The sequence below is a fragment of the Erythrobacter epiphyticus genome (assembly GCF_034653295.1).
GTDB lineage: Bacteria > Pseudomonadota > Alphaproteobacteria > Sphingomonadales > Sphingomonadaceae > Erythrobacter.
Window position 1 is genome coordinate 130,058 of sequence record NZ_JAYEEU010000009.1, and the last position, 22,537, is coordinate 152,594.

The 22,537-nt window shown below is 62.9% G+C and carries 19 protein-coding genes; 11 read left to right on the top strand and 8 right to left on the bottom strand.

Annotated features, from left to right (window positions below; genetic code table 11):
• Nucleotides 1-6 precede the first annotated feature (6 nt).
• The 3 genes from SOQ14_RS11505 to SOQ14_RS11515 are packed head-to-tail and all read right to left on the bottom strand — an operon-like array spanning nucleotide 7 to nucleotide 3,277.
• A complete protein-coding gene (locus SOQ14_RS11505) occupies nucleotides 7-672 on the bottom strand; it encodes a TadE/TadG family type IV pilus assembly protein (RefSeq protein ID WP_322898262.1) in 666 nt (221 codons plus the stop codon).
• Nucleotides 669-1,283, bottom strand: a complete 615-nt coding sequence (locus SOQ14_RS11510; protein ID WP_322898263.1) for a TadE/TadG family type IV pilus assembly protein — start codon at nucleotides 1,281-1,283, stop codon at nucleotides 669-671. Before SOQ14_RS11510 ends, SOQ14_RS11505 begins: the two co-directional genes overlap by 4 nt.
• Nucleotides 1,280-3,277, bottom strand: a complete 1,998-nt coding sequence (locus SOQ14_RS11515) for a pilus assembly protein TadG-related protein (RefSeq protein ID WP_322898264.1) — start codon at nucleotides 3,275-3,277, stop codon at nucleotides 1,280-1,282. Before SOQ14_RS11515 ends, SOQ14_RS11510 begins: the two co-directional genes overlap by 4 nt.
• A gap of 296 nt (nucleotides 3,278-3,573) precedes the next feature.
• On the opposite strand from SOQ14_RS11515, the gene SOQ14_RS11520 reads away from it, so the two are divergent.
• Both SOQ14_RS11520 and SOQ14_RS11525 read left to right on the top strand, forming a co-directional pair.
• The gene (locus SOQ14_RS11520) at nucleotides 3,574-4,236 is read left to right on the top strand and encodes a hypothetical protein (protein ID WP_322898265.1); all 663 of its coding nucleotides are present in this window, start codon (nucleotides 3,574-3,576) and stop codon (nucleotides 4,234-4,236) included.
• Nucleotides 4,237-4,283: 47 nt separating this feature from the next.
• Nucleotides 4,284-4,745, top strand: a complete 462-nt coding sequence (locus SOQ14_RS11525) for an EF-hand domain-containing protein (protein WP_322898266.1) — start codon at nucleotides 4,284-4,286, stop codon at nucleotides 4,743-4,745.
• A gap of 1 nt (nucleotide 4,746) precedes the next feature.
• Here the strand turns inward: SOQ14_RS11525 and trmFO are convergent, their stop codons facing one another.
• Nucleotides 4,747-6,132, bottom strand: a complete 1,386-nt coding sequence (trmFO, locus tag SOQ14_RS11530) for a methylenetetrahydrofolate--tRNA-(uracil(54)-C(5))-methyltransferase (FADH(2)-oxidizing) TrmFO (protein ID WP_322898267.1) — start codon at nucleotides 6,130-6,132, stop codon at nucleotides 4,747-4,749.
• Between the two features lie 77 nt (nucleotides 6,133-6,209).
• Here trmFO and SOQ14_RS11535 point away from each other — a divergent pair, with 77 nt between their 5' ends.
• Nucleotides 6,210-6,863 carry a lysoplasmalogenase family protein gene (locus SOQ14_RS11535; RefSeq protein WP_322898268.1) on the top strand — a complete coding sequence of 218 codons (654 nt, stop codon included), beginning with the start codon at nucleotides 6,210-6,212 and terminating at the stop codon, nucleotides 6,861-6,863.
• On the opposite strand, the gene gyrA is transcribed toward SOQ14_RS11535, so the two are convergent.
• A complete protein-coding gene (gyrA, locus tag SOQ14_RS11540; RefSeq protein ID WP_322898269.1) occupies nucleotides 6,856-9,633 on the bottom strand; it encodes a DNA gyrase subunit A in 2,778 nt (925 codons plus the stop codon). The genes SOQ14_RS11535 and gyrA overlap by 8 nt on opposite strands.
• A gap of 313 nt (nucleotides 9,634-9,946) precedes the next feature.
• On the opposite strand from gyrA, the gene SOQ14_RS11545 reads away from it, so the two are divergent.
• The 3 genes from SOQ14_RS11545 (at nucleotide 9,947) to SOQ14_RS11555 (ending at nucleotide 12,827) form a co-directional block, all read left to right on the top strand.
• Nucleotides 9,947-11,287: a tetratricopeptide repeat protein gene (locus tag SOQ14_RS11545; RefSeq protein WP_322898270.1), complete on the top strand. Its 1,341-nt coding sequence runs from the start codon at nucleotides 9,947-9,949 to the stop codon at nucleotides 11,285-11,287.
• A 128-nt stretch (nucleotides 11,288-11,415) separates the two neighbouring features.
• On the top strand, nucleotides 11,416-12,366 hold the full coding sequence (gene lipA / locus SOQ14_RS11550; protein WP_416232758.1) for a lipoyl synthase: 951 nt from the start codon (nucleotides 11,416-11,418) through the stop codon (nucleotides 12,364-12,366).
• Complete coding sequence (locus SOQ14_RS11555; protein ID WP_322898272.1) at nucleotides 12,366-12,827, top strand: type II toxin-antitoxin system RatA family toxin; 462 nt, start codon at nucleotides 12,366-12,368, stop codon at nucleotides 12,825-12,827. Before lipA ends, SOQ14_RS11555 begins: the two co-directional genes overlap by 1 nt.
• Here the strand turns inward: SOQ14_RS11555 and SOQ14_RS11560 are convergent.
• Genes SOQ14_RS11560 through SOQ14_RS11570 form a run of 3 tightly spaced genes read right to left on the bottom strand, consistent with a single transcriptional unit; the run spans nucleotide 12,788 to nucleotide 15,045 of the window.
• Complete coding sequence (locus tag SOQ14_RS11560) at nucleotides 12,788-13,300, bottom strand: CinA family protein (RefSeq protein WP_322898273.1); 513 nt, start codon at nucleotides 13,298-13,300, stop codon at nucleotides 12,788-12,790. The genes SOQ14_RS11555 and SOQ14_RS11560 overlap by 40 nt on opposite strands.
• A gap of 14 nt (nucleotides 13,301-13,314) precedes the next feature.
• The gene (locus tag SOQ14_RS11565; protein WP_322898274.1) at nucleotides 13,315-13,875 is read right to left on the bottom strand and encodes a hypothetical protein; all 561 of its coding nucleotides are present in this window, start codon (nucleotides 13,873-13,875) and stop codon (nucleotides 13,315-13,317) included.
• A gap of 15 nt (nucleotides 13,876-13,890) precedes the next feature.
• On the bottom strand, nucleotides 13,891-15,045 hold the full coding sequence (locus tag SOQ14_RS11570) for a bifunctional 2-C-methyl-D-erythritol 4-phosphate cytidylyltransferase/2-C-methyl-D-erythritol 2,4-cyclodiphosphate synthase (RefSeq protein ID WP_322898275.1): 1,155 nt from the start codon (nucleotides 15,043-15,045) through the stop codon (nucleotides 13,891-13,893).
• Nucleotides 15,046-15,126: 81 nt separating this feature from the next.
• On the opposite strand from SOQ14_RS11570, the gene dusB reads away from it, so the two are divergent.
• The 5 genes from dusB to ntrX all read left to right on the top strand — a co-directional run bounded on the left by dusB (nucleotide 15,127) and on the right by ntrX (nucleotide 22,456).
• Nucleotides 15,127-16,143 (top strand): tRNA dihydrouridine synthase DusB, encoded by a 1,017-nt coding sequence (dusB, locus tag SOQ14_RS11575; protein ID WP_322898276.1) that lies wholly within the window; start codon nucleotides 15,127-15,129, stop codon nucleotides 16,141-16,143.
• A 2-nt stretch (nucleotides 16,144-16,145) separates the two neighbouring features.
• Nucleotides 16,146-17,270 carry a two-component system sensor histidine kinase NtrB gene (locus SOQ14_RS11580; protein ID WP_322898277.1) on the top strand — a complete coding sequence of 375 codons (1,125 nt, stop codon included), beginning with the start codon at nucleotides 16,146-16,148 and terminating at the stop codon, nucleotides 17,268-17,270.
• Nucleotides 17,270-18,712: a sigma 54-interacting transcriptional regulator gene (locus tag SOQ14_RS11585; RefSeq protein WP_322898278.1), complete on the top strand. Its 1,443-nt coding sequence runs from the start codon at nucleotides 17,270-17,272 to the stop codon at nucleotides 18,710-18,712. Before SOQ14_RS11580 ends, SOQ14_RS11585 begins: the two co-directional genes overlap by 1 nt.
• A 69-nt stretch (nucleotides 18,713-18,781) precedes the next feature.
• A complete protein-coding gene (locus tag SOQ14_RS11590; RefSeq protein WP_322898279.1) occupies nucleotides 18,782-21,013 on the top strand; it encodes a sensor histidine kinase in 2,232 nt (743 codons plus the stop codon).
• A gap of 54 nt (nucleotides 21,014-21,067) precedes the next feature.
• Nucleotides 21,068-22,456 (top strand): nitrogen assimilation response regulator NtrX, encoded by a 1,389-nt coding sequence (gene ntrX, locus SOQ14_RS11595; RefSeq protein WP_322898280.1) that lies wholly within the window; start codon nucleotides 21,068-21,070, stop codon nucleotides 22,454-22,456.
• Nucleotides 22,457-22,537 lie beyond the last annotated feature (81 nt).

Genomic DNA, 22,537 nt, shown 5'->3' on the forward strand with positions numbered 1-22,537 from the left:
GTGCCGTCAATCACATTGCGAGACGGCAACTCCTTCCGGATTACGGGGGGTGGCCGTCAGGTCGCGCGCTTCTCGCACGATAAAGGCGGCAAGCTCCGTCATTCGGGTTGAGGGGAGCGCGATCAGCCCGACCGCAGGTTGGTACTCGTATGAAACTTCCACCACCATCACGGCCGATCCGGCGGCGGCTTCGATCCGCCGGTCTGAGGGCCCCATGCCGGGAAAGCTTGTGCCTGTTGCACCCTCTCCCTCCTGACCATAAGCGGAGTCGACATCTAGACCGCCAAGGCATCTCTGCCATGCGATCCATTGGCCGCCATCTGCGTTCCTCTGCAAGCTGGAGAGAATGATGCGTCCATGGGTCTGGATATCCATATTGCCGCTCTGCAAGGTCGCGCCAATGAAGACGTCATTAATCTCGGCCTCGGATATCTGATTGATATTGAGGGTGCCGCGCGTGCCCATTCGCGCAGCATTATCTGCCACCAGCACGGCAAGGTCGCCCATGCGTTTGGTTGTCATCACATAATTGGCCAGCTCGAGACCGGAAGCCATCAGCATCATTAGGATCGGCAGAGCGAATGCGAATTCCGTAAGGGCAAGGCCGCTGCTATTGTTGCGCAGGCAGTCGAACAGCCGGATGCCAAAGGGCGCAAGTTGTCGACTGATCATGGGCAAGTCCTCGTCGGCGGCACGGATTGCGCGTCAAACGGTTGGTTGCGCAGCAAGGTCGTGGCGTCGATACGAACGGTCCTGTCAAATCCCAGGACAGCGTCTGCCGGAAAAAGCCGATCATATTCGAGCGTTGCAGTATATATCACCACGTCCCGGGCGCCGCCACCACCATCACGGCCACCATCCAGGTCGAACCGACCGTTGAAATTGGCATCGACGAAAGATTCGCCATTGTCACAGACATTGTTGCCATTTGTGTCGTTGAATTGCTCTGCCCGTGACTGCGCAAGACCATATGTGTTGTAAGCTGTCCGAGTGAAGGACACTGTCCCATGGGGAACCAACCGCTGGACCTGGGCGCTGACCTGCGCGTCGTAGTCGGCGCGAGTCGTGTCATTGGCCGTTTCGAGGGTCGATGATCGGCCAGCCGCATTGACTTCGCCCCGCAGGATGGCGCTGGCATAAAGCAGGTATCCGGTGTCGAACAGGAAAACGAGGATTGCAATGAGCACGGGCGCGACGATCGCAAACTCGACGATGGTTGCGCCCTTCTGATCCTTGCGAAGCGAGCATGCCGATGCCCGCCCCGCTCGCCGCCGTCCGATCATTCCGAAAGCCTCAGTTCGGCCATCTGTGTCGCAATATTGGTGAAAGTCGCGGTCAATTCTGCGGCATTGCGTGCCTCGAAAGCGCGGCCGGGAGAAGCGCAGGCGACAAGCTGTTCGTCAAGATTCGTACCGAAGGCGATGACCCACAAGGTGATGTTCTTGTTATCCTTCGCGACTGTGCAAAGCTCGGCAAGCCTTTCTTCAGAAACGGCGTCTTCCATAGCGCGAGAAGGAAATGCATTAGTGGGCGTGCGCCTGCGTGCAGTCGCTGCCACGCCCCAGGCCGAATAGGTAAAGGGCCGGGTATCCTTCTGGCCATCAACCATAAGGATCATGTGACGCTGGACCGCACCATTCCCATCGGCACTACGGTGTTCCTGCGCGAAAAGCCCCTCGCGCGAAATAAGCCTCAGCCCCCACAGCATGCCAATTTCGTGATACGTATACCCCTGCGGACGAAGCGAGCTCATGTAGCTCTGCAATTGCATGCGAGTGATGCTGCCCATTTTGCGCGCAGGAGATGGACAGGCGCCCTCGTAAACGCCGAAGTTGCCGCCAAACGGGTTGAAGTAGTTCTGCGTGCTGGTGAGACTGATCGTCCGTGTGCTTGTCGGCGCGAGCTGGCTGAAGATCCATTGTCCATTTTGATGCGGGTTGGTGGAAACGCGCTGCTCGGCCTCGCGGTTTCCGGAGGTGACATTCCGCGTGTAGACAACCGCTGGCAGATAGGGGCGCCACTGTGTCGCCGGATTGTCTGGATCAGGGATCAGATCGACATCCATGTCGTAACGCGGAGTCAGCAGTGTTTCGCTCGTGCGACGTGTGGCACGTTCCTCGATGCAGGCGCGGTCGCCATCGGGCCAGCGGATCACACGATCCGTCTGGTTATCATTGACAGGCGCGTTGAAGGAGCCGCCCGATACCGGAGCGTCGCCAGGACCTGAGCCCTTGAGCGGGCGCATATCATAATCGATCGGGCGATAGATCCAGTGTCGTGCGGTGTTGGTGTTGACCCCCGGCTGATTGCCGGCATTGGGGTTTTCCCGGACAGTTTCCGTTTGTTCTTCGCGGAAATTGTTGAAATCGCGCGGCGTAACCCAGCAATTGCCGTTGGCGTCACGGGCGATCGAAAACTCAGTGCCATTGCGCGTGCGAATACGGGTCCTGCTACGCGGTAGGGCGCTCGCTGACGGATCCCAAGCGCTCCAGCCTGTGTAAGTGTCACTCCAATTTTCGCGCGGCAGGCTGGTCGGGCAGTTTTCTGATGGCGCCTGATAGCGCGGGCGAGTCTGGTTGGTGCCGCCCAAGGTACGCCAAGTGCTGCTGGTAATTGTCTGGCTTGGTGCACTGCCCTGTGTCTGCCAGGTATGAATCCCGTCGGGCTCGCGCGAATCATAGGTTCCGAAATCTTGGATCCAGTCGCGGTGCAGCAGCATGCCGACATTTACCGTGTGCGAGTAGGGGACAAAGCCATAACGCACATTGGCACCCACCGGTTTGGCTGCCTCAAGCGTATCGTAGAATGACATAACCGCATTGGTCAGCGCATCGATGCGACGGATGCTATCGCCCGGATTAGGGTCATTCATTGACAGCGTCGTATCCAGCACCAGCATGACATCAGTGTTGGGAAGATTGAGATCTGCTGTGCAGGCGACCGACACTTGGACGCTGTCCGACCGGAACAGCGCCATCAAGGTCATCGGTACCGAGGTGGAGGCTACACCCGTAACCTTACCATCGTTGCTCGCGGAGTACTCGACAGCAAGACCGCTGGTGCCATACTTGCCCGTAGGAAAGTTCATGTTGAAGAAATTCTCGCCAGTCGTCCGGTCTTCACCAGTCCACGTCACCCCGCGCATCGAGCGACGCGCAGCAAGAGCGCCCGCATCGCAAGCGGATTGCAAACGGGACTCCGTGAGATAGACGCGACTCATGTCGACTGCCCCACCGATTGTCGCAATCAGCGGCACGAGCGAGGCCGCGGCGATCACCAGTGTGTTTGCCGAAGTGTCCCGCAGAAGCGCTCGCAAGAACGGTCTGCGCCGCAATATTCGCTGGCTCATTCCTTAACACGCCCTTCATCCAGGCACCCGACCCAAAGCGTGCGAGTGACTATGCAAACGTAATTTTTACCCGCAAATAGTGAGCGGAGTCTCAAGCCACATGGTTAAGGATCGGCTAAGCATGTCCGAAAGACCATGTCCGAAAGACTACGTGATTGGCGCAGGGCCTCGTTAAGAGACACAATGTTTGCCAGACCTCGTCAATCCGGCATAGCGGCGACATGATGGTTATGATTGATCAAGACCTCTTGCCGCTCGCATCGCGGATTGCGCTGGGCTACTGCCCGGTGGGCCAGCGCGCACAGTTGGAGGCTGCGCTGGCGCTCGACCAGCGCTTGTCACAGCTGGTCGCCAAGACCTCCGAACCGATGCTGGGCCAATTGCGATTGGCATGGTGGCGCGAGACCTTGCAGCAGCCGTTCGCGAAGCGGCCACAGGGCGACCGCGTGCTTGATGCCATCGGACAAAGCTGGGGCGGGGACAGCGCGGCGCTGATCGGCATGGTGGATGGCTGGGAACATCTGCTCGATCCTCAACCGCTGGGTGAAGACAAAGTGCTGGCCTTTGCGGCCGGGCGCGGCGCGGCGCTGGTCATCGCTTGCGGCTGCGGCGAAGGAACCGGCGGGTTTGCCAAGGCGCTCACCGCTGCGCAGGTGTGGGCGCTTGCCGATCTGGCGGCCGGGGTTTCCAGCCCGGCGGAGCGCGATCTGCTGGTCCGGCTCGGGCTTGCCGCGGCAGAAACGCGCGCCCGGCTCGATCCACCTGCGCGCCCGCTTGCTGTGTTGGGCGCTTTGGGAGCGCGCGCGCTGGGGCGGGGCGGGCGTCCTCTGATGGAAGGGCGCGGTGCCGCCATTCAGGCGGCAAAGGCAGCTATCCTTTTGCGTTGATTGGGTTTATTCTCGCGCCATTGTAGGCGGGCAGCGGGGCGCAGACCATGCAGCGAACCATTCTGGGAGCCGTGCTGGCGCTGATGTTCGCGGGTATCGGCATGTTCTGGTGGCAGGGCCGCGCCGAGATTGAGGCCAAGGCCCCGCCGCCGCCCGCGCTCGCACCGGTACCGCCCGATGATGCTCTGCCGCTCGCTGATCCGGGGGAGCGCAAAGGCCCGGTTCCCCCTGAAGTGACCGCGCGCACCCGCGAAGAAATGCGGTTTGATCGCTTTGATCGCAACCGCGACAATCTCATCAGCCGCAACGAATTGCTGGCCGCCCGCACCGATCCTTTCCGCAAGCTCGACAAGGATGGCAATAATCTGCTCACTTTCGAGGAATGGGCGGTCGCCACGGTCGATAAGTTCGCCGGGGCGGATAGCGATGGCAACGGCCATCTGACCCGCGCAGAATTTGCCACCACCGCGCCCAAGGCGGCTGCGAAAAAGCCAACCTGCAAGTGCTGAGCTAGGCGGGAACCTTCGAGCGGGTCTCGCGGATCCAGCGCGCCAGATCCGCTTTGGCCCGTTCGGTATAGGCTTCCTTGCGTTGTTTCTTGCCCACTTCGTGCAGCGGCGGGAACAGCCCGAAATTCACATTCATCGGCTGAAAGGTGTCGGCCGCCGCATCGCCGGTGATGTGCGACAGCAGCGCGCCGAGCGCGGTGGTCGCGGGTAGGGGTTGCCAGCTTTGCCCGGCGAGTTCGCAGGCTGTCATCAATCCGGCGACAAGTCCGATGGCAGCGCTTTCGACATAGCCCTCGCACCCGGTAACTTGTCCCGCAAAGCGGATATGCGGCGCGGCGCGCAGCCGCAATTGGCGATCAAGCACCTCGGGTGAATTGAGGAAGGTGTTGCGATGCAGCCCGCCAAGGCGCGCGAATTCGGCATTCTCCAGCCCCGGAATGGTGCGGAACAGTTCGACCTGCGCGGCATATTTCAGCTTCGTCTGGAAGCCGACCATGTTCCACAGCGTGCCAAGCTTGTTGTCCTGCCGCAATTGCACGACGGCATAGGGCCAGCGGCCTTGCGGGAATTCGGGTGAGGTATCGTAGGGGTTATCGAGCCCCACGCCCTTCATCGGGCCGAACCGCAGGGTATCAACCCCGCGCTCGGCCATGACTTCGATCGGCATGCAGCCATCAAAGTAGGGCGTGTCTTTCTCCCACGCCTTGAACTCGCCCTTTTCGCCTTCGATCAGACCGCGATGAAAGGCGAGATACTGCTCCTTCGTCATCGGGCAGTTGATGTAATCGCCGCCTTCGTTGGAGGCATCGGTGCGCTTGTTCCAGCGTGACTGGATCCAGCATTTACTCATATCAATGCTGTCGCGATAGACGATCGGCGCGATCGCATCGAAAAAGGCGAGCCGCTCTGCCCCGGTCGCCTTGACGATGCTGGCCGCAAGGCTTTCTGCTGTCAGTGGCCCGGTAGCGACGATGGTGAGGCCCGCTTCGGGAAGGGCATCCACCCGCTCGCGCACGATGGTCACATTGGGGTGCTGGCGCAAAGCCTTCTCGACTTCGGCAGAGAAGACATCGCGGTCCACCGCCATGGCGCTGCCCGCTGGCACCCGCGCGGTGTGACCGGCCTGCATGATCAGGCTGCCGAGTTCGCGCATCTCGTGATGCAGCAGGCCCACCGCATTTTTGGTATCATCATCCGAGCGGAAGGAATTGGAGCAGACGAGCTCCGCCAATCCATCGGTCTGATGCGCCGGGGTCATCGAACCGCTGCCGCGCATTTCCGACAGCCGCACCCTGACACCGGCCTGCGCCAGTTGCCATGCCGCCTCGCTGCCTGCGAGCCCGCCGCCAATTATGTGCACATCATGTGTTCGGGTGCTTGCCAACATGGCGGGCGGGGTAATTGCGTGTTAGCCCGCCTGCAAGCATTTGTGCTGGGGCAAGCGACAAAGGAGGGCGGCAGATCATGGCAAAACAGGCGTTGATCGAACATCGCCCGTGGCTGCTCGCCAGCGTGGCGGCGGCGGTTGCCTACTATTTCCTGCGCGACAATCCGCTTGGGGAGGTGTGGCTGATTGCCCTCAAGGGCGCCGCCGTGGGCCTGCTTGCGACCTATGCGTGGCGGCGGGCAGGGCAGGGGCTCGACGGGGCGATCTTCGTGCTGGCCCTCGCGCTGTCAGCAGCGGGGGACATGGTGCTCGAACTTGATTTCAACGCGGGCGGCGCGCTGTTCCTTGCCTCCCATCTGGTGGCTGTGGCGTTCTACCTGCGCCAGCGCCGTATTCGCACCACGCCAAGCCAGAAGCTGCTGGCGGCGGCGCTGCTGATCAGCACCCCGCTGGTGAGTTACCTGCTCAGCCTCAAGCCCGAGATCGCGCTCTATGCGGCGGCGCTGGGCGCTATGGCGGCGACAGCATGGCTCAGCCGCTTCCCCCGCTACCGTGTCGGCACCGGGGCAGTGCTGTTCATCGTCAGCGACTGGCTGATCTTCTCGCGCATGGGGCCGGTGAGCCTCGAACCCGTGCCGACCTATCTCATCTGGCCGCTTTATTATGCCGGCCAGCTGATGATCGCGACCGGGGTGGTGCAGACCTTGCGGGGCGAACGCACCGTCAGGTGACGGAGGGTTCGCCGCCGCTCACCGCGTCCGGCTCGGCCTCGGTTTCTTCATCGTCCGCGCCTTCGATCAGGGCCGCACCCACGATGTGTTCGCCCTTGGCGACATCGAAGATCCGCACACCCGAGGAACCACGCCCGGAAATCGCAAAGCCCTTAAGGCTGTCGAACCCGCCTTCGATCAGGTGGCGGAAATCGATCCCGAGCCGGATCAGCTTGGCCTGATCGGTCACCAGCATGAGCTGCGATCCGTGGTGGACGGCAAAGCTTGCCACCACCGGGCCGTTGCGCTCGGGATTGCTTTCAGGCTGGCCGATATTGGTGATCCCCTGGCCGCCGCGCCCGGTGGTGCGGTATTCATAGGCCGAGGAAATCTTGCCATAGCCGTTGGCCGTGATGGTGAGGATGAATTCCTCGGCCTCGGCCATCGCTGCCATCTGCTCGGCGGGAAGGGTGGGGGCGTTCTCGTTGTTCTTCCACGCCGCCGCGCGCAGATAGGCCTCGCGGGTTTCCATATCGGCAGACAGCGGATCGAGCACCGCAAGGCTCACCACCTTGCCGCCCTTCTTGAGGCTCATCCCGCGCACGCCAATGCCGGTGCGGCTCTTGGTTTCGCGGGCATCGGTGGCGGAGAAGCGGATCGCCTTGCCGCTGTCGGAGGCGAGGAAAATCTCCTGCTCCTCACGCAGCAATTGCACCCCGATCAGCCGGTCGCCCGATCCCTCGACAAAGCCCATCGCATATTTGCCCGCGGTGGGGATGTTGGCGAAGGCGTCCATCGAATTGCGCCGCACCATGCCCTGTTCGGTCGCGAACACGATGTTGAGATCGGCCCATTCGGCCTCGTCCTCGGGCAGGGGGAGAACGTTGGTGACCCGTTCCTCATCGCCCAGCGGCAGGAGGTTCACCATCGGGCGGCCCTTGGTCTGCGGCCCGCCCTCGGGGAGCTTCCACACCTTCATGCGATAGACGCGGCCGGTGTTGGTGAAGAACAGCACCGGGTTGTGCGTGCTGGTGACGAAGAGCTCGACGATGGCGTCCTCGTCCTTGGTCGCCATGCCCGAACGGCCCTTGCCGCCGCGGGCCTGCGCGCGGAAGGTGTTGAGCGCGGTGCGCTTGATATAGCCATCATGCGTGACGGTAACGACCATCTCCTCGCGCTCGATCAGGTCTTCATCTTCAAGACCATCCCAAGCGGGTGCGATTTCGGAGAGGCGCGGGGTCGCATAGGTTGCGCGGATTTCGGCCAGCTCCTCGCGCATCACCGCATAGAGCTTCACGCGGTCAGCCAGAATGGCGAGATATTCCTCGATGGCGAGCGCGAGTTCCTTCAGCTCATCACCGATTTCGTCACGGCCAAGCGCCGTAAGGCGGTGCAGGCGCAGTTCGAGGATCGCTTTCACCTGCCGTTCGGACAGGCGATAGGTGCCGCCGCTTTCATCCGCGCTTGGCTCGATCGCTTCGACCAGACGGATATATTGCGCGATATCGCCGATCGGCCATTCCTTGGCGAGGAGACGCGCGCGCGCTTCGGCAGGGTTGGACGCGCTGCGGATCATCGCCACGACTTCGTCGAGGTTCGACACTGCGACGACAAGGCCCAGCAACAGGTGCGCCCGTTCGCGCGCCTTGGCGAGTTCATACTTGGTGCGCCGGGTGATCACTTCCTCGCGGAAGGTGATGAAGCTCTGGATGATGTCGCGCAGGGTAAGGGTTTCGGGCCGCCCGCCGCGGATCGCCAGCATGTTGGCGGGGAAGCTGGATTGCGCCGGCGTGTGCCGCCAGATCTGGTTGAGCACCACCTCGGCGGTGGCATCACGCTTGAGATCGATGACCACCCGCACGCCTTCGCGCGAAGATTCATCGCGGATATCCGAAATGCCTTCGATCCGCTTGTCCTTGGCGGCTTCGGCAATCTTTTCGACAAGGTTCGATTTGCCGACCTGATAGGGAATCGAGGTGAAGACGATGCTCTGCCGATCATTCCGGCCGGTCTCGATTTCGTGACGGCAGCGCATCAGGATCGAGCCGCGCCCGGTCGTGTAGGCCTGCCGGGCGCCATGCGTGCCGAGGATCAGCGGCGCGGTGGGGAAATCCGGGCCGGGCACATATTGGATCAATTCTTCCGAAGAGATCGCCGGGTTGTCCATATAGGCAAAGCAGGCATCGATCACTTCGCCCAGATTGTGCGGCGGCACATTGGTCGCCATGCCAACCGCGATCCCGCCCGCGCCGTTGACGAGCAGGTTGGGAAAGCGGGCGGGCAGCACCGTCGGCTCCTGCCGGCTGCCGTCATAGTTCTCGGTGAAATCGACCGTATCCTTGTCGAGATCATCGAGCAGCGAATTCGCCACTCGCGCCAATCGCGCTTCGGTGTAGCGCATCGAAGCGGGCGGATCGGGGTCCATCGAGCCGAAATTGCCTTGCCCGTCGATCAGCGGCACCCGCATCGACCAGGGCTGGGTCATGCGCGCCAGCGCATCATAGATCGCGGCATCGCCGTGCGGGTGATAGTTACCCATCACGTCCCCGACGATCTTCGCGCTCTTGCGATAGGGGCGCCCGGCGACAAAGCCGCCTTCCTGGCTGGCGAAGAGAATGCGGCGGTGCACCGGCTTCAACCCGTCGCGCACATCGGGCAGCGCGCGCGAGACAATCACGCTCATCGCATAGTCGAGATAGCTCGACTTCATTTCATCGACGATGTCGATGCGTTCAAAGCCGCCCATCGGGACAGGGGCAGGGGAATCGATGATGTCGCTGTCGTCGCTCAAGGTTCAGACCATTTCCGAAAAAGGGGTGGCGCGCATCGGGCGCTCGGGAATGGCGCCAATGTAGGCCCGACAGTGCCAATGCGCTACAAGTCAGCGGGAACATGACGGGAACTTCGGGCAGTTTTTCCACATTTGCCGCCCTTTTGTCACGGCATGGCCTCTGCCTTGCACCATTCAAAGCCCGTTCAGCCCGCCTCACCTAGAGGGAATTGCAAAATCGCTGGCTTGCGTTCAAGAGCGGCCCGGCATGAACGCACACAAGCAGCGCGTTGTTTGGCGCGCGTGCCATGGAATATTTGGGAGATAGCTTGCCATGACTTCGCCTTTCCTCGCCCACCGTCCCCTGCGTCTTGGTCGCCAGCTGGCGCTGGCCGTGGCTCTTGTCAGTGGAACGGCGCTGGTCGGTACCTTCGGCTTTGCCGATGTGGCCCATGCGCAAAAGAAGAAGGACGACAAGAACGCCGCCAAGCCCGTCTATTCCAAGGAATTTATCGAAGCCTACAAGGCGCTTGAAGCGCAGATTGCTGCGGGCGCTGATCTCGCGACGCTTTCGCCCAAGCTGCAAGAGCTGACCGCGCTGGCAGTGTCGCCCGACGAACAGCTCCAGGCCGGGCAAATGTCCTATTCGGCCGCGGTGAAGGGTCAGGACGATGCGATGCAGCTGCGCGGCCTCGAATTGATGCTGAACAGCGGCAAGGTTCCGGCTGAGCAGCTGGGACAATTCAACTACATCGGCTTCCAGCTCAATTACCGCATGAAGAACTCGCCGCAGGCACGCACCTACCTGCAGCGCGCGATCGACAACAAGTTCACGAACGAGCAGCTTTCGGACGCTATCATGAGGTATCAGCTGGCGCAGCTCTACATGGGCGATGGCATGTTTGATGAGGGCTTTGAAGCGCTCAAGGTCGCCATGGCGGCGCGCAAGGCCGAGGTCGGCTCGATCGAGCAGGGCTGGTTCGGCTACGGCATCAAGACCGGGCTCGACAACCAACTCGCCCCGCAGACCTATGACCTGCTGCAATTGTGGCTCGCCGAAGATGCCCGCGCGCTGATCTGGCGCGATTCGATCACCATCGTGCGCAATCTGGCCCTGCTGGATGATCGCGGCAACGAAGAGGCGCTGCTCGATCTGCTGCGCCTGTCGCGCGATGTCGGCACGCTTGAACGTGGGCAGGATTACCTCGCATTCGTCGAACTGGCGCGCGCCGCCCGTTACCCGAAGGAAGTCAAGGAGCTGATCGACAAGGGCTTCGCCAGCGGAACGGTCAACCGCAGCGATACCTGGGTGAACGAACAGATGACCGTGGCCAACCGCACCCTTGCGAGTGACCGCACCGAATTGCCGGCCACCGAAGCGGCCGCCAACAAGCCGGGGGCGACTTTGGCGCAGGTGCTGAACGCGGCCCGTACTTTCCTCAGCTATGGCGACTATGCCAAGGCCGCTGGTTATTTCGAAAAGGCGCTTGCGATGCCGGGCGCGCCGCGCGGTGAAGTGCTCCAGCGGATGGGGATGGCGCAGATCGGCATGGGCAATTACGCGGCGGCGATCGAAACCTTTGCCAAGGTTGACGAACCGGCGCGCGCTCCGGTCGCGATGCTGTGGAGCGCCTATGCCAAGCAGAAGATGAACGGCGTGCAGATCGGCGGCTGAGCCCGCTGATCCACCACGGACAAGCAGAGCGCCGGCCGCGAGGTCGGCGCTTTTCTTTTGCCCTCTGCAAGCGCGTTTGCGGTTTTTGATGACGCACCGGCGTTGCCAGTGTGCCTGTGCGCGCCTAAATGAGCCCCATGAACGATCTTGCCAGCACCCCGCAACCGCAACAGCCTGCCGAGCGTCCCGCGCGCCAGCGTAAGCCCGACTGGATCCGGGTGCGTGCGCCCGTCAGCGAGGGGTATAAAGAAACCCGCAAGCTGATGCGCGAGCTCAACCTTCACACCGTGTGTGAAGAAGCGGCGTGCCCCAATATCGGCGAATGCTGGACGAAGAAGCACGCCACGGTGATGATCCTTGGCGATGTCTGCACCCGGGCCTGCGCGTTCTGTAACGTCAAGACCGGGATGCCGCGCGCGGTTGATCCGCTTGAGCCCGAACACACCGCAATCGCGGCGGCCAAGATGGGCCTTGAACATATCGTCATCACCAGCGTTGACCGCGATGATTTGCCCGATGGCGGCGCATCGCAATTCGTCAAGGTGATCGAGGCGCTGCGCCGCACCACGCCGAACACCACGATCGAGATCCTCACGCCTGATTTCCGCGGCAAGATGCGCAGCGCGGTCGAGATGATCTGCGAGGCCGGGCCGGATGTTTACAACCACAATCTCGAAACCGTGCCGCGGCTCTATCCCACGATCCGCCCCGGTGCGCGCTACTATGCCTCGCTGCGCCTGCTCGAAGAGGTCAAGGCGCATAATGCGCTGATCTTCACCAAATCGGGGATCATGCTGGGGCTGGGCGAACAGCGGCTCGAAGTCCACCAGGTGATGGACGACATGCGCTCGGCCGAAGTCGATTTCATCACCATGGGGCAATATCTCCAGCCCACGCCCAAGCACGCGCATGTAGAGGAATTCGTCACGCCCAAAGCCTTCGAGGCCTATGGCGCGATCGCTCGGGCCAAGGGCTTCCTGCAGGTCGCATCCAGCCCGCTGACCCGTTCGAGCTATCACGCGGGCGATGATTTCGCCAAAATGCGCGCCGCGCGTGAGGCGAAGCTGGCGAAAGCCTGATGCCCGGCATCCGCGAAACCCGCAGGCTCCCCTACAGCGCCGAGCAGATGTTCGATCTGGTCGCGGATGTCGGCCGCTATGCCGAGTTTCTGCCGTGGGTGATCGCCACCCGCGTGCGCTCGAACAGCGAAACCGAGATGATCGCCGACATGGTGGTGGGCTTCAAGGCCATCCGCGAAAGCTTCACCTCGCGCGTGAAAAAGGCACGGCCGCACGAGATCGACGTGCATTATGTCGACGGGCCGCTTTCCGACCTCGACAATGTCTGGACCTTCCGCGCGATCGACGATCACACCTGCGAGATCGATTTCCTCGTGGAATTCACCTTCAAGAACCGCCTGTTCGAGAAGATCGCCGGCCAGTATTTCGACAAGGCCTTTCGCAAGATGGTGGAAGCCTTCGAAACCCGCGCCGCGCAGCTTTACGGCAACAGCAGTTCGAGCGCGCAAAGCGTCGCCTGATGGCGGATCGTGGCGCGGCCATCGGGGCCTTCGCCACCTTCGAAGAATTTGAGTTCGCCCTCCGGTTCGCCATCGCTGTTGCGCACGACTCGCGCGAAGACCACTGTGCCAACCGGCTTGAGCGCGGTGCCGCCACCCGGCCCGGCCACCCCGCTGATTGCCACCGCAACATCAGCATGTGAGCGTTCTAGCGCGCCTTTGGCCATCGACCACGCACAGGCGATCGAGACCGCGCCGAAGGTTTCGATGATATCCTGCGCGACCCCCAGCATTTCCATCTTGGCTTCGTTCGAATAGGTCACAAAGCCACGCTCCAACACCGCCGATGATCCCGCGATTTCGGTAAGCGATCCCGCCACCAAGCCGCCGGTGCAGCTTTCCGCGACCGCGACCTTGCGTCCTTGCGCCGCATTCTCGGCGACGACGCGTTCGGCGAGCGCGGCGATATCAGCAGGAACCAGATGAAGCGGCATGGGGGGGTCTTTTCTCAGCGCGTGTTCTTGAGGATCTGGGCCGGGCAAATGCTCGGCTCCTTGATGTCGGCGATTTCGAGCATGAAGCCCATCAGCCCGGCGACATTGTCGACCGGCAAGGGGCTGAGCAATTCCATCGCCCGTTCGATCTTGCCGCAGCTTGCCGGCTTGATTTCGCCTGCAATCATCTGCCCCATCAGGCCATCCACCAGCGGGCGCAGGGTTTCGGGCGGGAGCGATTTGGCCAGCCCTGCCAGATCAAGATCCCCGGTCTTGCCCGCACCTTGCTGTCCGGCGACCAGTGCCTGCATCGTGCGCATCGCGCCGGGCCACGCGGCATTCTGGCGCGCGCGGAAGCCAGAGATGAACTTGTCACCGCCGCGGGCGATAAAGCCGTCCTTCGCAAATTGTCTGGCACAGGATGTGCGCGCCGCATCATAGGCAATCGGCAGGGCATAGATGATGGTATCGCCCAGATCAGCGGGCGGCACGCAGGCTTGTTGGGCCTGCGCCGCCTGCGCTTGGGCAAGGGCGGCCAAAGCCAGTGCGGGGGCCAGAGCTTGGGTGAGTTTCATCGTGGTCTTTCCTGTTCAGGCGCGTTGCAGCAGGACGATAGCTTGCGCGGCGATGCCTTCGCCCCGGCCGGTAAAGCCAAGCCGTTCGGTCGTGGTCGCCTTGATGCTGACAGCATCTTCGCCAAGGTCCATGATCCGGGCAACGGCCGCGCGCATGGCAGGCCGGTGCGGCCCGATCTTCGGGGCTTCGCAAATCAGCGTGAGGTCGCAATTGGCAACAGTATAGCCCGCCTCGCGCGCGAGCGACACGGCATGTTCAAGGAACTGCGCCGACCGTGCGCCGCGCCATTGCGGATCGCTGGGCGGGAAATGCGTGCCGATATCGCCCGCGCCAATCGCGCCCAGCACCGCATCGGTGATGGCATGGAGCGCGACATCGGCATCGGAATGGCCGGAAAGGCCCTTGTCATGCGGGATCTGCACCCCGCACAGCCAGAGCTCCTCACCTGTCTCGAGGCGGTGGACGTCATAGCCTTGGCCGATGCGAAATGCAGGTGCAGTCGTGTCCACGAAATCCTCGGCAAATGTGATCTTCTTGAGGCGTTCATCGCCTTCGACCAGCGCGACTGAACCACCGCTGACCGCAAGCACCTGCGCATCATCGCCCGCATCCAACGGCCCGGCCCAGGCGCGGTGCGCGGCGAGGATATCGGCGTAGCGGAAGGCCTGCGGGGTCTGCACGCGGCGCAGCATCTCGCGTTCGGCCTTGCCGACCATCTGCCCGGCACCATCATCAACCGCAAGCGAATCCACCACCGGCAGCACCGGAATGGCGCCCGGCTGATCGGCGAGCGCGCCGAGCAGCCGGGCGATCACGGCGCGCGGCAGATCGGGCCGCGCGGCATCATGGATCAGCACGGCTTGCGGCGCCTGTGCTGCGAGCGCTTCCAACCCGTCGAGCACCGATTCCTGCCGGGTCGCGCCGCCCTGTGCGAGGGTAAAGGGCAGGCCTGCCAGCGCTGCGTTGGCTGCCGCCGCGCCATCCGCGCTCGTCATCACGATCAGCGGAGCCGCACCGGCTGCCAGCAAGGCCTCGGCTGAATGGCGCAGCACTGGCTTGCCGCGCCAGTTGCGGAATTGCTTGGGCGTATCACCGCCCACGCGCAGCCCCTTGCCTGCGGCAACGATGATGGCTGCAAAAGGGGGAAGGGAGGGAGGCGCACCTGCCATAGCGGCGCAGCGCTTAAGCGCTGGACGGGCTTTGTGCAATCCACTATGCGCTGCCCATAATTTAGGCAAAGCCCTCTCACCATGACCGCGCTACCCACTCCCCCGGCGATGAAGCCGATCCAGATCGGACCCGTCGTGGTGGCCGAGCCGGTGGTGCTCGCCCCGATGACAGGGGTGACGGATATGCCCTTCCGCACGCTTGTGCGCCGCTATGGATCAGGCCTCAATGTCACCGAGATGGTGGCGAGCGAGGCGGCGATCCGCGAAACCCGCGTGAGCACCCAGAAGACCGCGTGGGACCGGATCGAAGAGCCGGTGTCGATGCAGCTTGTCGGCTGCGATCCCGCCAGCATGGCCGAAGCGGCGAAGATCCAGGAAGGCAATGGCGCGGCGATCATCGACATCAATTTCGGCTGTCCGGTGCGCAAGGTTGTCGGCCAGTTTGCGGGCAGCGCGCTGATGCGCGAAGTGCCGCTGGCGGTGAAACTGATGGAAGCGACCGTGAATGCGGTGAAGGTTCCTGTTACCGTAAAGATGCGGATGGGGTGGGATCATGCCAGCCTCAACGCGCCGGAACTGGCGCGGATCGCCGAAGATCTCGGTGTGCGGATGATCACCGTCCACGGTCGCACCCGCAACCAGATGTACAAGGGCCACGCCGACTGGGCCTTTATCCGCAAGGTCAAGGACGCAGTGACCGTCCCCGTTATCGTCAACGGCGATATCTGCGGCATCGCCGATGCGGCCAAAGCGCTTGAGCTGTCGGGTGCCGATGGCGTGATGATCGGGCGCGGCGCCTATGGCAAGCCGTGGCTGCTCGGCCAGATCATGCATTGGTGGCGCACCGGCGAAGCTTTGCCCGATCCGGCAATCAACGAACAATATGCCGTGCTGGTGGAGCATTACCACCGCATGCTCGATCACTATGGCCGCGACACCGGCACCAAGATGGCGCGCAAGCATCTCGGTTGGTACACCAAGGGGATGCATGGCTCGGCCGAGTTCCGCAACATGGCGAACTTCATCGATGATCCCGATCAGGTGCTGGGCGAGATCGAGCGGTTCTACACCCCGTTCCTGCTGCGCGAGGCGGCCTGAACGTGGCCGACAGCACGGCGCCGGGGGAAGTGGCGGCGGTTCTGGCCTCGCCCGCAAGCGATGATCGCCCCAGCGCGCGCGCGCAGATCAGTGGCTTGGTGTTTGCGCTGCTGCTGATCGATGACGCAGGCTGCATTGCCGAGGCCAATCATGCTGCTGAAAACCTGCTCGGCATCAGTGCCAAGCGCCTGATTGGCACGCATCTGACGGATCGGCTTGGCATCAGCGATCCGCGGGTGGCGCAGCGGCTCGCTGTGAATGACGCGGCGCTGGTGGTGCGCGATCTGACGCTCGTGATCGGTGAGACGGAAATGCGGGTCAACCTCACCGCCTCCCCGCTGGGCAATCATCCCGGATGGCGGGTTATCACGCTCTCGGCTCTCGGGCATGAGGATAACGCCCCCGATCAAAGCGGTGAAGCGATGTTGAGCGCCCCGGCCATTCTCGCGCACGAAATCAAGAACCCGCTCGCTGCCATTCGCGGCGCCGGGCAGCTTGCCGAACGCAAGCTAGCGCCCGAAGATCGCAAACTTGCGCGGATGATCACCGATGAGGTCGATCGCATTGCCCGGCTGATTGATCGGATGCAGGCGCTTGGCAGCACGCGCATTGGCGCGCTCGAACCGTGCAATCCTTACGAAGCGATCCGTTCGGCCATCGCCACGGTGCAGGCGGGCGGTGACGCGGCGATTGAAATCCGCGAGGAGTTTGATCCCTCGTTGCCCCCGGTGCTGGCCAATCGCGATGCGCTTGAGCAGGTCTTGATCAATCTCATCTCGAATGCGCGCGATGCTGCCGTGCTGACAAACGGCGCGCCTGAAATCACGGTGCAGACGCGGTTTGTCAGCGGGCTCAATTTCAGCGCCATCCGCATGGGTGAAGCGATCCCGCTGCCGATCGAGATTACGGTTTCTGACAATGGCCCCGGGATTGATCCGGCGCTGCGCGATCATGTGTTCGAGCCTTTCGTTTCTTCCAAGCCTGCGGGGCAGGGGCTTGGCCTCGCGCTGGTGCGCAAGCTGGTGCGCGACATGCGCGGCAATGTCAGCCATGATCGCGACCTGCGCAGCGGGCTCACCCATTTCCGTCTGCATCTGCCGCAGGCTCCGCGCCGGAGGGCAGGCTGATGGGCAAACGCACACAACGGCACGTCCTGCTGGTCGAGGATGATCGCGCCATCGCAACCGTGATCACCGCCGCGCTTGAGGATGAAGGCTTTGCCATCACCCATTGCGCGAGCATTGCCGAGCGAGACCGGTGGCTTGGCCAGCAGAGCTTCGATGTGATGCTGACCGATGTGATGCTCGAAGATGGCGACGGGCTCGAAGGGCTTGCCGCGGCGCGGGCACGTGCCGGCGATCTGCCAGTGATCGTGCTGTCAGCACAGAATACGCTCGATACGGCGGTGCGCGCCAGCGAAAGCGAGGCGTTCGAATATTTCCCCAAGCCCTTTGATCTTGATGAGCTGGTTCACGCGGTGAAGCAGGCGGCGAGCGCACGCAGCGCGGGCGGGGTCGACGAGATCGGGAATGCGGGCGATGGCGAGCGGATGCCGCTGGTCGGGCGTAGCCCGGCGATGCAGGGGGTCTATCGCATGATCACCCGCGTGCTGCGCAATGATCTCACCGTGCTGATCACCGGGGAAAGCGGCACCGGCAAGGAATTGGTGGCCGAAGCCATCCATCAGCTTGGCAATCGCCGCACCGGCCCCTTCGTCGCGGTCAACACGGCGGCGATCCCTGCGGATCTGGTGGAAAGCGAGCTGTTCGGCCACGAAAAAGGCGCTTTCACCGGCGCGGTGGCGCAGGCGATCGGCAAGTTCGAACAGGCCAATGGCGGCACGCTGTTTCTTGATGAGATCGGCGACATGCCGGCCGAAGCCCAGACCCGGCTGCTGCGCGCGCTGCAATCGGGGCGTATCCGCCGGGTTGGCGGGCGGCAGGAAATTGCGGTCAATGTGCGGATTATCGCGGCGACCAACCGCGCGCTTGCCCCGATGATCGCGGCGGGCACCTTCCGCGAAGACCTGTTCTACCGTCTCAATGTCGTGCCGATCGAATTGCCCGCCCTGCGCGAGCGGCGCGAGGATATCGAGGCGCTGGCCCAGCATTTTCTGATCCTTGCGGCCGAAGATGGCTTGCCGCGCCGGCACTTGTCAGCCGATGCGATCAGGAAGCTCGAAGCGCGCAGCTGGCGCGGCAATGTCCGCGAATTGCGCAATGTGGTTTATCGCCTTGCGCTGATGGCGCGCGAGGATGTGATCGATGCCGCCAGTGTGGCCGACATTATCGGAGATGAGGCCCCGGCGCCGCTGGCTGCCGGGCCGGTTCCCGATTGCGGTGTCGCCGCAGCGCTGACACACTGGCTCGCCGAGGAAAACCCGGCCCCCGGCACGATCTATCGCCGGGTGCTGGCTGTGTTCGAGCGTCCGCTGATCGAACATGCGCTGGCCCGGACCGGTGGCAACCAGCTGCGCGCCGCCGAACTGCTGGGCATCAATCGCAACACCTTGCGCAAGCGGATCAGCGAACTTGATCTCGAGACCGGGCCGGGTGCCCGGCTCAAATGAGCCCATCGGTGGGTTACCTGCCGATTTACCCTTGCCTGATTGCCACACCAGTGTTGTAACACTGCAACGATGGTCGGCCTTCCGCGTCAATCTTCCCCGCTTGCGCTCAATCGCCCACCCCGCTGGTGGCGGCGTTTTGTGCTGAGCGCACGGCGCGCCAATTTCTTTGGCTGGCTGGAACTGGTCGCAGGGCTTGCGCTGGTGATGGCGATCGGCGCGACTTACCTTGCCTATACCCGCACACCGGGGGAGGCGGATTTGCTTCCCACCATGCAAGTATCGCTGTTGCTGATGGCAACGCTGGTTCCCGCCATGGCCTTGCTGGTGCTGTGGGGACGCAGGCTTGCGCTCAAGCGGGCGGCGGGCAGCACTGCGCGGCTGCATGTGCGATTGGTGTTCTTCTTCTCGATGGTGGCAGCGCTGCCGACGCTGCTGGTGGCGGGCTTTGCCGCCTTCCTGTTCCAGACCGGGGTCGATTTCTGGTTTTCCGATGATTCGCGCGGGCTGATGGAAAACGCCAATGCGCTCGCGCAGAATTACTACGACGCGAACCAGCGCGATGTGCAGCAGGAAACGCTCACCATGGCGAGCGACATGCGCCTCATCCTCGAACGGTTCGATATCACCGACCGCGACTTTCCCGATTTCTACGCCTTGCAAGCGCAGGGCCGCAAAATCTCCGAAAGCGCGATCCTGCAACGCATGGCTGATGGTTCGCTGCGGACCGCGGCAATCCTCAATCTGACCGAAGATAACAGCCCGCTCGAATTCACCAAGGCGGCGCTTCCCCGGCTCGATGCGGGCGAATTTGTGGTGGTCTCGGGCAATCCTGAACGGATCGAAGCGCTCTCCGCCATCGATCCGACCGCGGGCATTTTCCTCTACAATGCGCGCACCACCGAGGAATCGATGTTCAATTCGTGGACGCGCGCGCAATCGATCGTGGTGGCCTATGAGCGGCTCACCGGCAGCGCGCGCACGCTGCAATTGCGCTTCAACATCGCGCTGGTGACGGTCAGCCTGTTGCTGGTGGGCCTTGCGATCTGGTTCGCGCTGCGCTTTGCGGATCGGCAGGTCGAACCGCTCACCAATCTGGTGGGCGCCGCGCGCGAGGTGGGGCAGGGCAATTTCGCGCTCCGGGTGGATGGACGCACCGGCCCGGATGAAATCGGGCTGCTCAACCGCGCCTTCAACCGGATGACGGCGCAGCTTGAAAAGCAGACGCAGGCGCTCGTCAGCGCCAACCGCCAGATCGATGATCGCCGCGCCTTTACCGAAGCCGTGCTGGAATCAGTGACAGCCGGTGTGATCTCGCTCGATGATGCAGGGCGCATCACGCTCATCAACAGTTTCGCGCAGAATCTGCTTGCGCCCGATAGTGCCGAAGGCGGGGCGATGATTGGCCGTGCGCTTGAGGAATTGTCGCCCGAGCTCAGCCAGATGGCGCGCGAAGGCAAGGGCAGGGCAGTCATCACCCATGCCAAGGGCAGTGAATTGCTCACCCTGGCGGTGCGCGTCGCGCCGGGCAGCCGCGGCTATGTCATCACCTTTGAGGATATCACCCGCCAGATCCTCGATCAGCGGCAGGCGGCATGGTCGGATGTGGCGCGGCGCATCGCCCATGAGATCAAGAACCCGCTGACTCCGATCCAGCTTGCCACCGAACGGCTCAAGCGGCGCTATGGCAAGCAGGTCGGCGAGGATGATCGCGCGCTGTTTGACGAGCTGACCGACACCATCCGCCGTCAGGTCGATGATCTGCGCAAAATGGTCGATGAATTCTCCTCCTTCGCGCGGCTCCCCAAGCCGGTGTTCCGGCGCGAGGATGCTGTCGATCTCGTCCGGCAGGCAGTGTTCCTGCAAGAAGTCGCGCATTCCGAGATCGGCTTTGCCATTTCCAGCGAGGCGATCACGGATCGCGAGATCTTGTGCGATCGCCACCAGTTCGGCCAGGCGATGACGAATGTGCTCAAGAACGCGGTCGAGGCGATCGAGGCCCGGACCGCCGAAGCGCGCGGTGGCTATCAGGGCAAGATCGCCGTCACCATGAAGGATCTGGGCGAAACCATCGCGATCACCATCGAGGATAATGGCATCGGCCTTCCGGCTGATCGCGAGCGCATCATCGAGCCCTATGTCACCACCCGCGAAAAGGGCACGGGTCTTGGCCTTGCCATCGTCAACAAGATCATCGACGAGCATGGCGGCGAGATCAGCTTTGCCAGCAGCGCCAGCGGCGGCACGCTGGTGACCTTGCGCTTTGCTCGCACCCCGTCCCTGGCGGGGGGAGGCGCGGCGTGATGGCTGACCACACCCCACTTTCTGCCCACCGAACCACCGCAAAGGCACATTCTGATGGCGCTTGAAATCCTGATTGTTGATGATGAACGCGACATTCGTGATCTGGTCGCGGGCGTGCTTGGCGATGAGGGTTACGTCTGCCGCACGGCGGGCGACAGCACCGCTGCGCTGGCCGCCATTGACGAGCGCCGCCCGTCGCTGGTGTTGCTCGATGTGTGGTTGCATGGCAGCAAGATGGACGGGCTGGAGTTGCTTGATGCGATCAAGGCGCGTGAACCCAACCTGCCGGTGATCATCTTCTCGGGCCACGGCAATATCGACACCGCGGTATCCGCGGTCAGCCGCGGGGCGATGGACTTCATCGAAAAGCCCTTCTCGGCCGAGCGCCTGCTGCTGCTGGTCGAACGCGCCACCGAGACCGAACGCCTGCGCCGCGAGAATTCGCGGCTGCGCGAAGGAAGCTGGGGCGGCGGTGAGTTCACCGGCAATTCGCCTGCGATCAATGCGGTGCGCGCGACGCTCAAGCGGGTTGCCAACACCGGTAGTCGGGTGCTGATTTCGGGGCCGGCGGGGGCGGGCAAGGAAGTGGCGGCACGCTTGCTTCACGCATGGAGCGGCCGGGCCGACAATGCCTTCGTCCTCGTCAATTCGGCGCGCATAACCCCCGAACGCTTCGAACAGGAGCTGTTTGGCGAGGAATCCGGCGGCAAGCAGGTGCGCCCCGGTCTGCTCGAACTGGCGGATGGCGGCACGCTCTATCTCGACGAGATCGCCGATATGCCGCTGTCCACGCAGGCGCGCATCCTGCGGGTGCTGACCGACCAGAGCTTTGTGCGGGTTGGCGGCACGCGCCAGATCGGGGTTGATGTGCGCGTGGTATCCTCCACCACCCGTGATCTGACGCTGGAAATGGAGGAAAAGCGTTTCCGCGAGGATCTGTTCTACCGCCTCAATGTGGTGCCGGTGGCGATTCCGCCGCTGGCCCAGCGGCGCGAGGACATCCCGACCCTCGCCGAACACTTCTTCACCCGCTACGCCAATGATCAGGGGCTCGCCCCGCCCGAAGTGCTCCCCGATGCCATGGCCGCGCTGCAAGCCTATGACTGGCCGGGCAATGTCCGCCAGCTGCGCAATGTCGTCGAGCGCACCGTGATCATGACCCCGCGTGAGCGCCTGACCCAGATCGAGCGTGACATGCTCCCACCCGAAATCACCGGCAAACAGGCCAATGCCAGCGGCGAGACCATCCTTGCGATGATGGGTGTGCCGCTGCGTGAGGCGCGCGAAAGCTTCGAGCGCGAATATCTTGCCGTCCAGATCCGCCGCTTTTCGGGCAATATCTCGAAAACTGCGGCTTTTATCGGGATGGAGCGATCAGCCCTGCACCGCAAATTGAAGCTGCTCGGCATGGTTGATCGCCGCAGCGGTGAGGGCGAAGAATAAGCCCGCGCCTCGGGCAGGGGGAACTGCCCTTGCATTGAATCATTGCGTCTAAGGCAGCGACACGCCATTTAGTGCGCCTGC

Bases quoted from the DNA above. Each gene is read 5' to 3' on its own strand.
- SOQ14_RS11510 (WP_322898263.1), bottom strand. From the start codon at position 1,283: ATGATCGGACGGCGGCGAGCGGGGCGGGCATCGGCATGCTCGCTTCGC.
- dusB (WP_322898276.1), top strand. From the start codon at position 15,127: ATGACCGCGCTACCCACTCCCCCGGCGATGAAGCCGATCCAGATCGGA.
- SOQ14_RS11560 (WP_322898273.1), bottom strand. From the start codon at position 13,300: ATGCCGCTTCATCTGGTTCCTGCTGATATCGCCGCGCTCGCCGAACGC.
- SOQ14_RS11525 (WP_322898266.1), top strand. From the start codon at position 4,284: ATGCAGCGAACCATTCTGGGAGCCGTGCTGGCGCTGATGTTCGCGGGT.
- SOQ14_RS11565 (WP_322898274.1), bottom strand. From the start codon at position 13,875: ATGAAACTCACCCAAGCTCTGGCCCCCGCACTGGCTTTGGCCGCCCTT.
- SOQ14_RS11555 (WP_322898272.1), top strand. From the start codon at position 12,366: ATGCCCGGCATCCGCGAAACCCGCAGGCTCCCCTACAGCGCCGAGCAG.
- SOQ14_RS11535 (WP_322898268.1), top strand. From the start codon at position 6,210: ATGGCAAAACAGGCGTTGATCGAACATCGCCCGTGGCTGCTCGCCAGC.
- SOQ14_RS11545 (WP_322898270.1), top strand. From the start codon at position 9,947: ATGACTTCGCCTTTCCTCGCCCACCGTCCCCTGCGTCTTGGTCGCCAG.
- SOQ14_RS11520 (WP_322898265.1), top strand. From the start codon at position 3,574: ATGGTTATGATTGATCAAGACCTCTTGCCGCTCGCATCGCGGATTGCG.
- trmFO (WP_322898267.1), bottom strand. From the start codon at position 6,132: ATGTTGGCAAGCACCCGAACACATGATGTGCACATAATTGGCGGCGGG.
- SOQ14_RS11585 (WP_322898278.1), top strand. From the start codon at position 17,270: ATGGGCAAACGCACACAACGGCACGTCCTGCTGGTCGAGGATGATCGC.
- lipA (WP_416232758.1), top strand. From the start codon at position 11,416: ATGAGCCCCATGAACGATCTTGCCAGCACCCCGCAACCGCAACAGCCT.
- SOQ14_RS11505 (WP_322898262.1), bottom strand. From the start codon at position 672: ATGATCAGTCGACAACTTGCGCCCTTTGGCATCCGGCTGTTCGACTGC.
- SOQ14_RS11570 (WP_322898275.1), bottom strand. From the start codon at position 15,045: ATGGCAGGTGCGCCTCCCTCCCTTCCCCCTTTTGCAGCCATCATCGTT.
- ntrX (WP_322898280.1), top strand. From the start codon at position 21,068: ATGGCGCTTGAAATCCTGATTGTTGATGATGAACGCGACATTCGTGAT.
- SOQ14_RS11590 (WP_322898279.1), top strand. From the start codon at position 18,782: ATGGTCGGCCTTCCGCGTCAATCTTCCCCGCTTGCGCTCAATCGCCCA.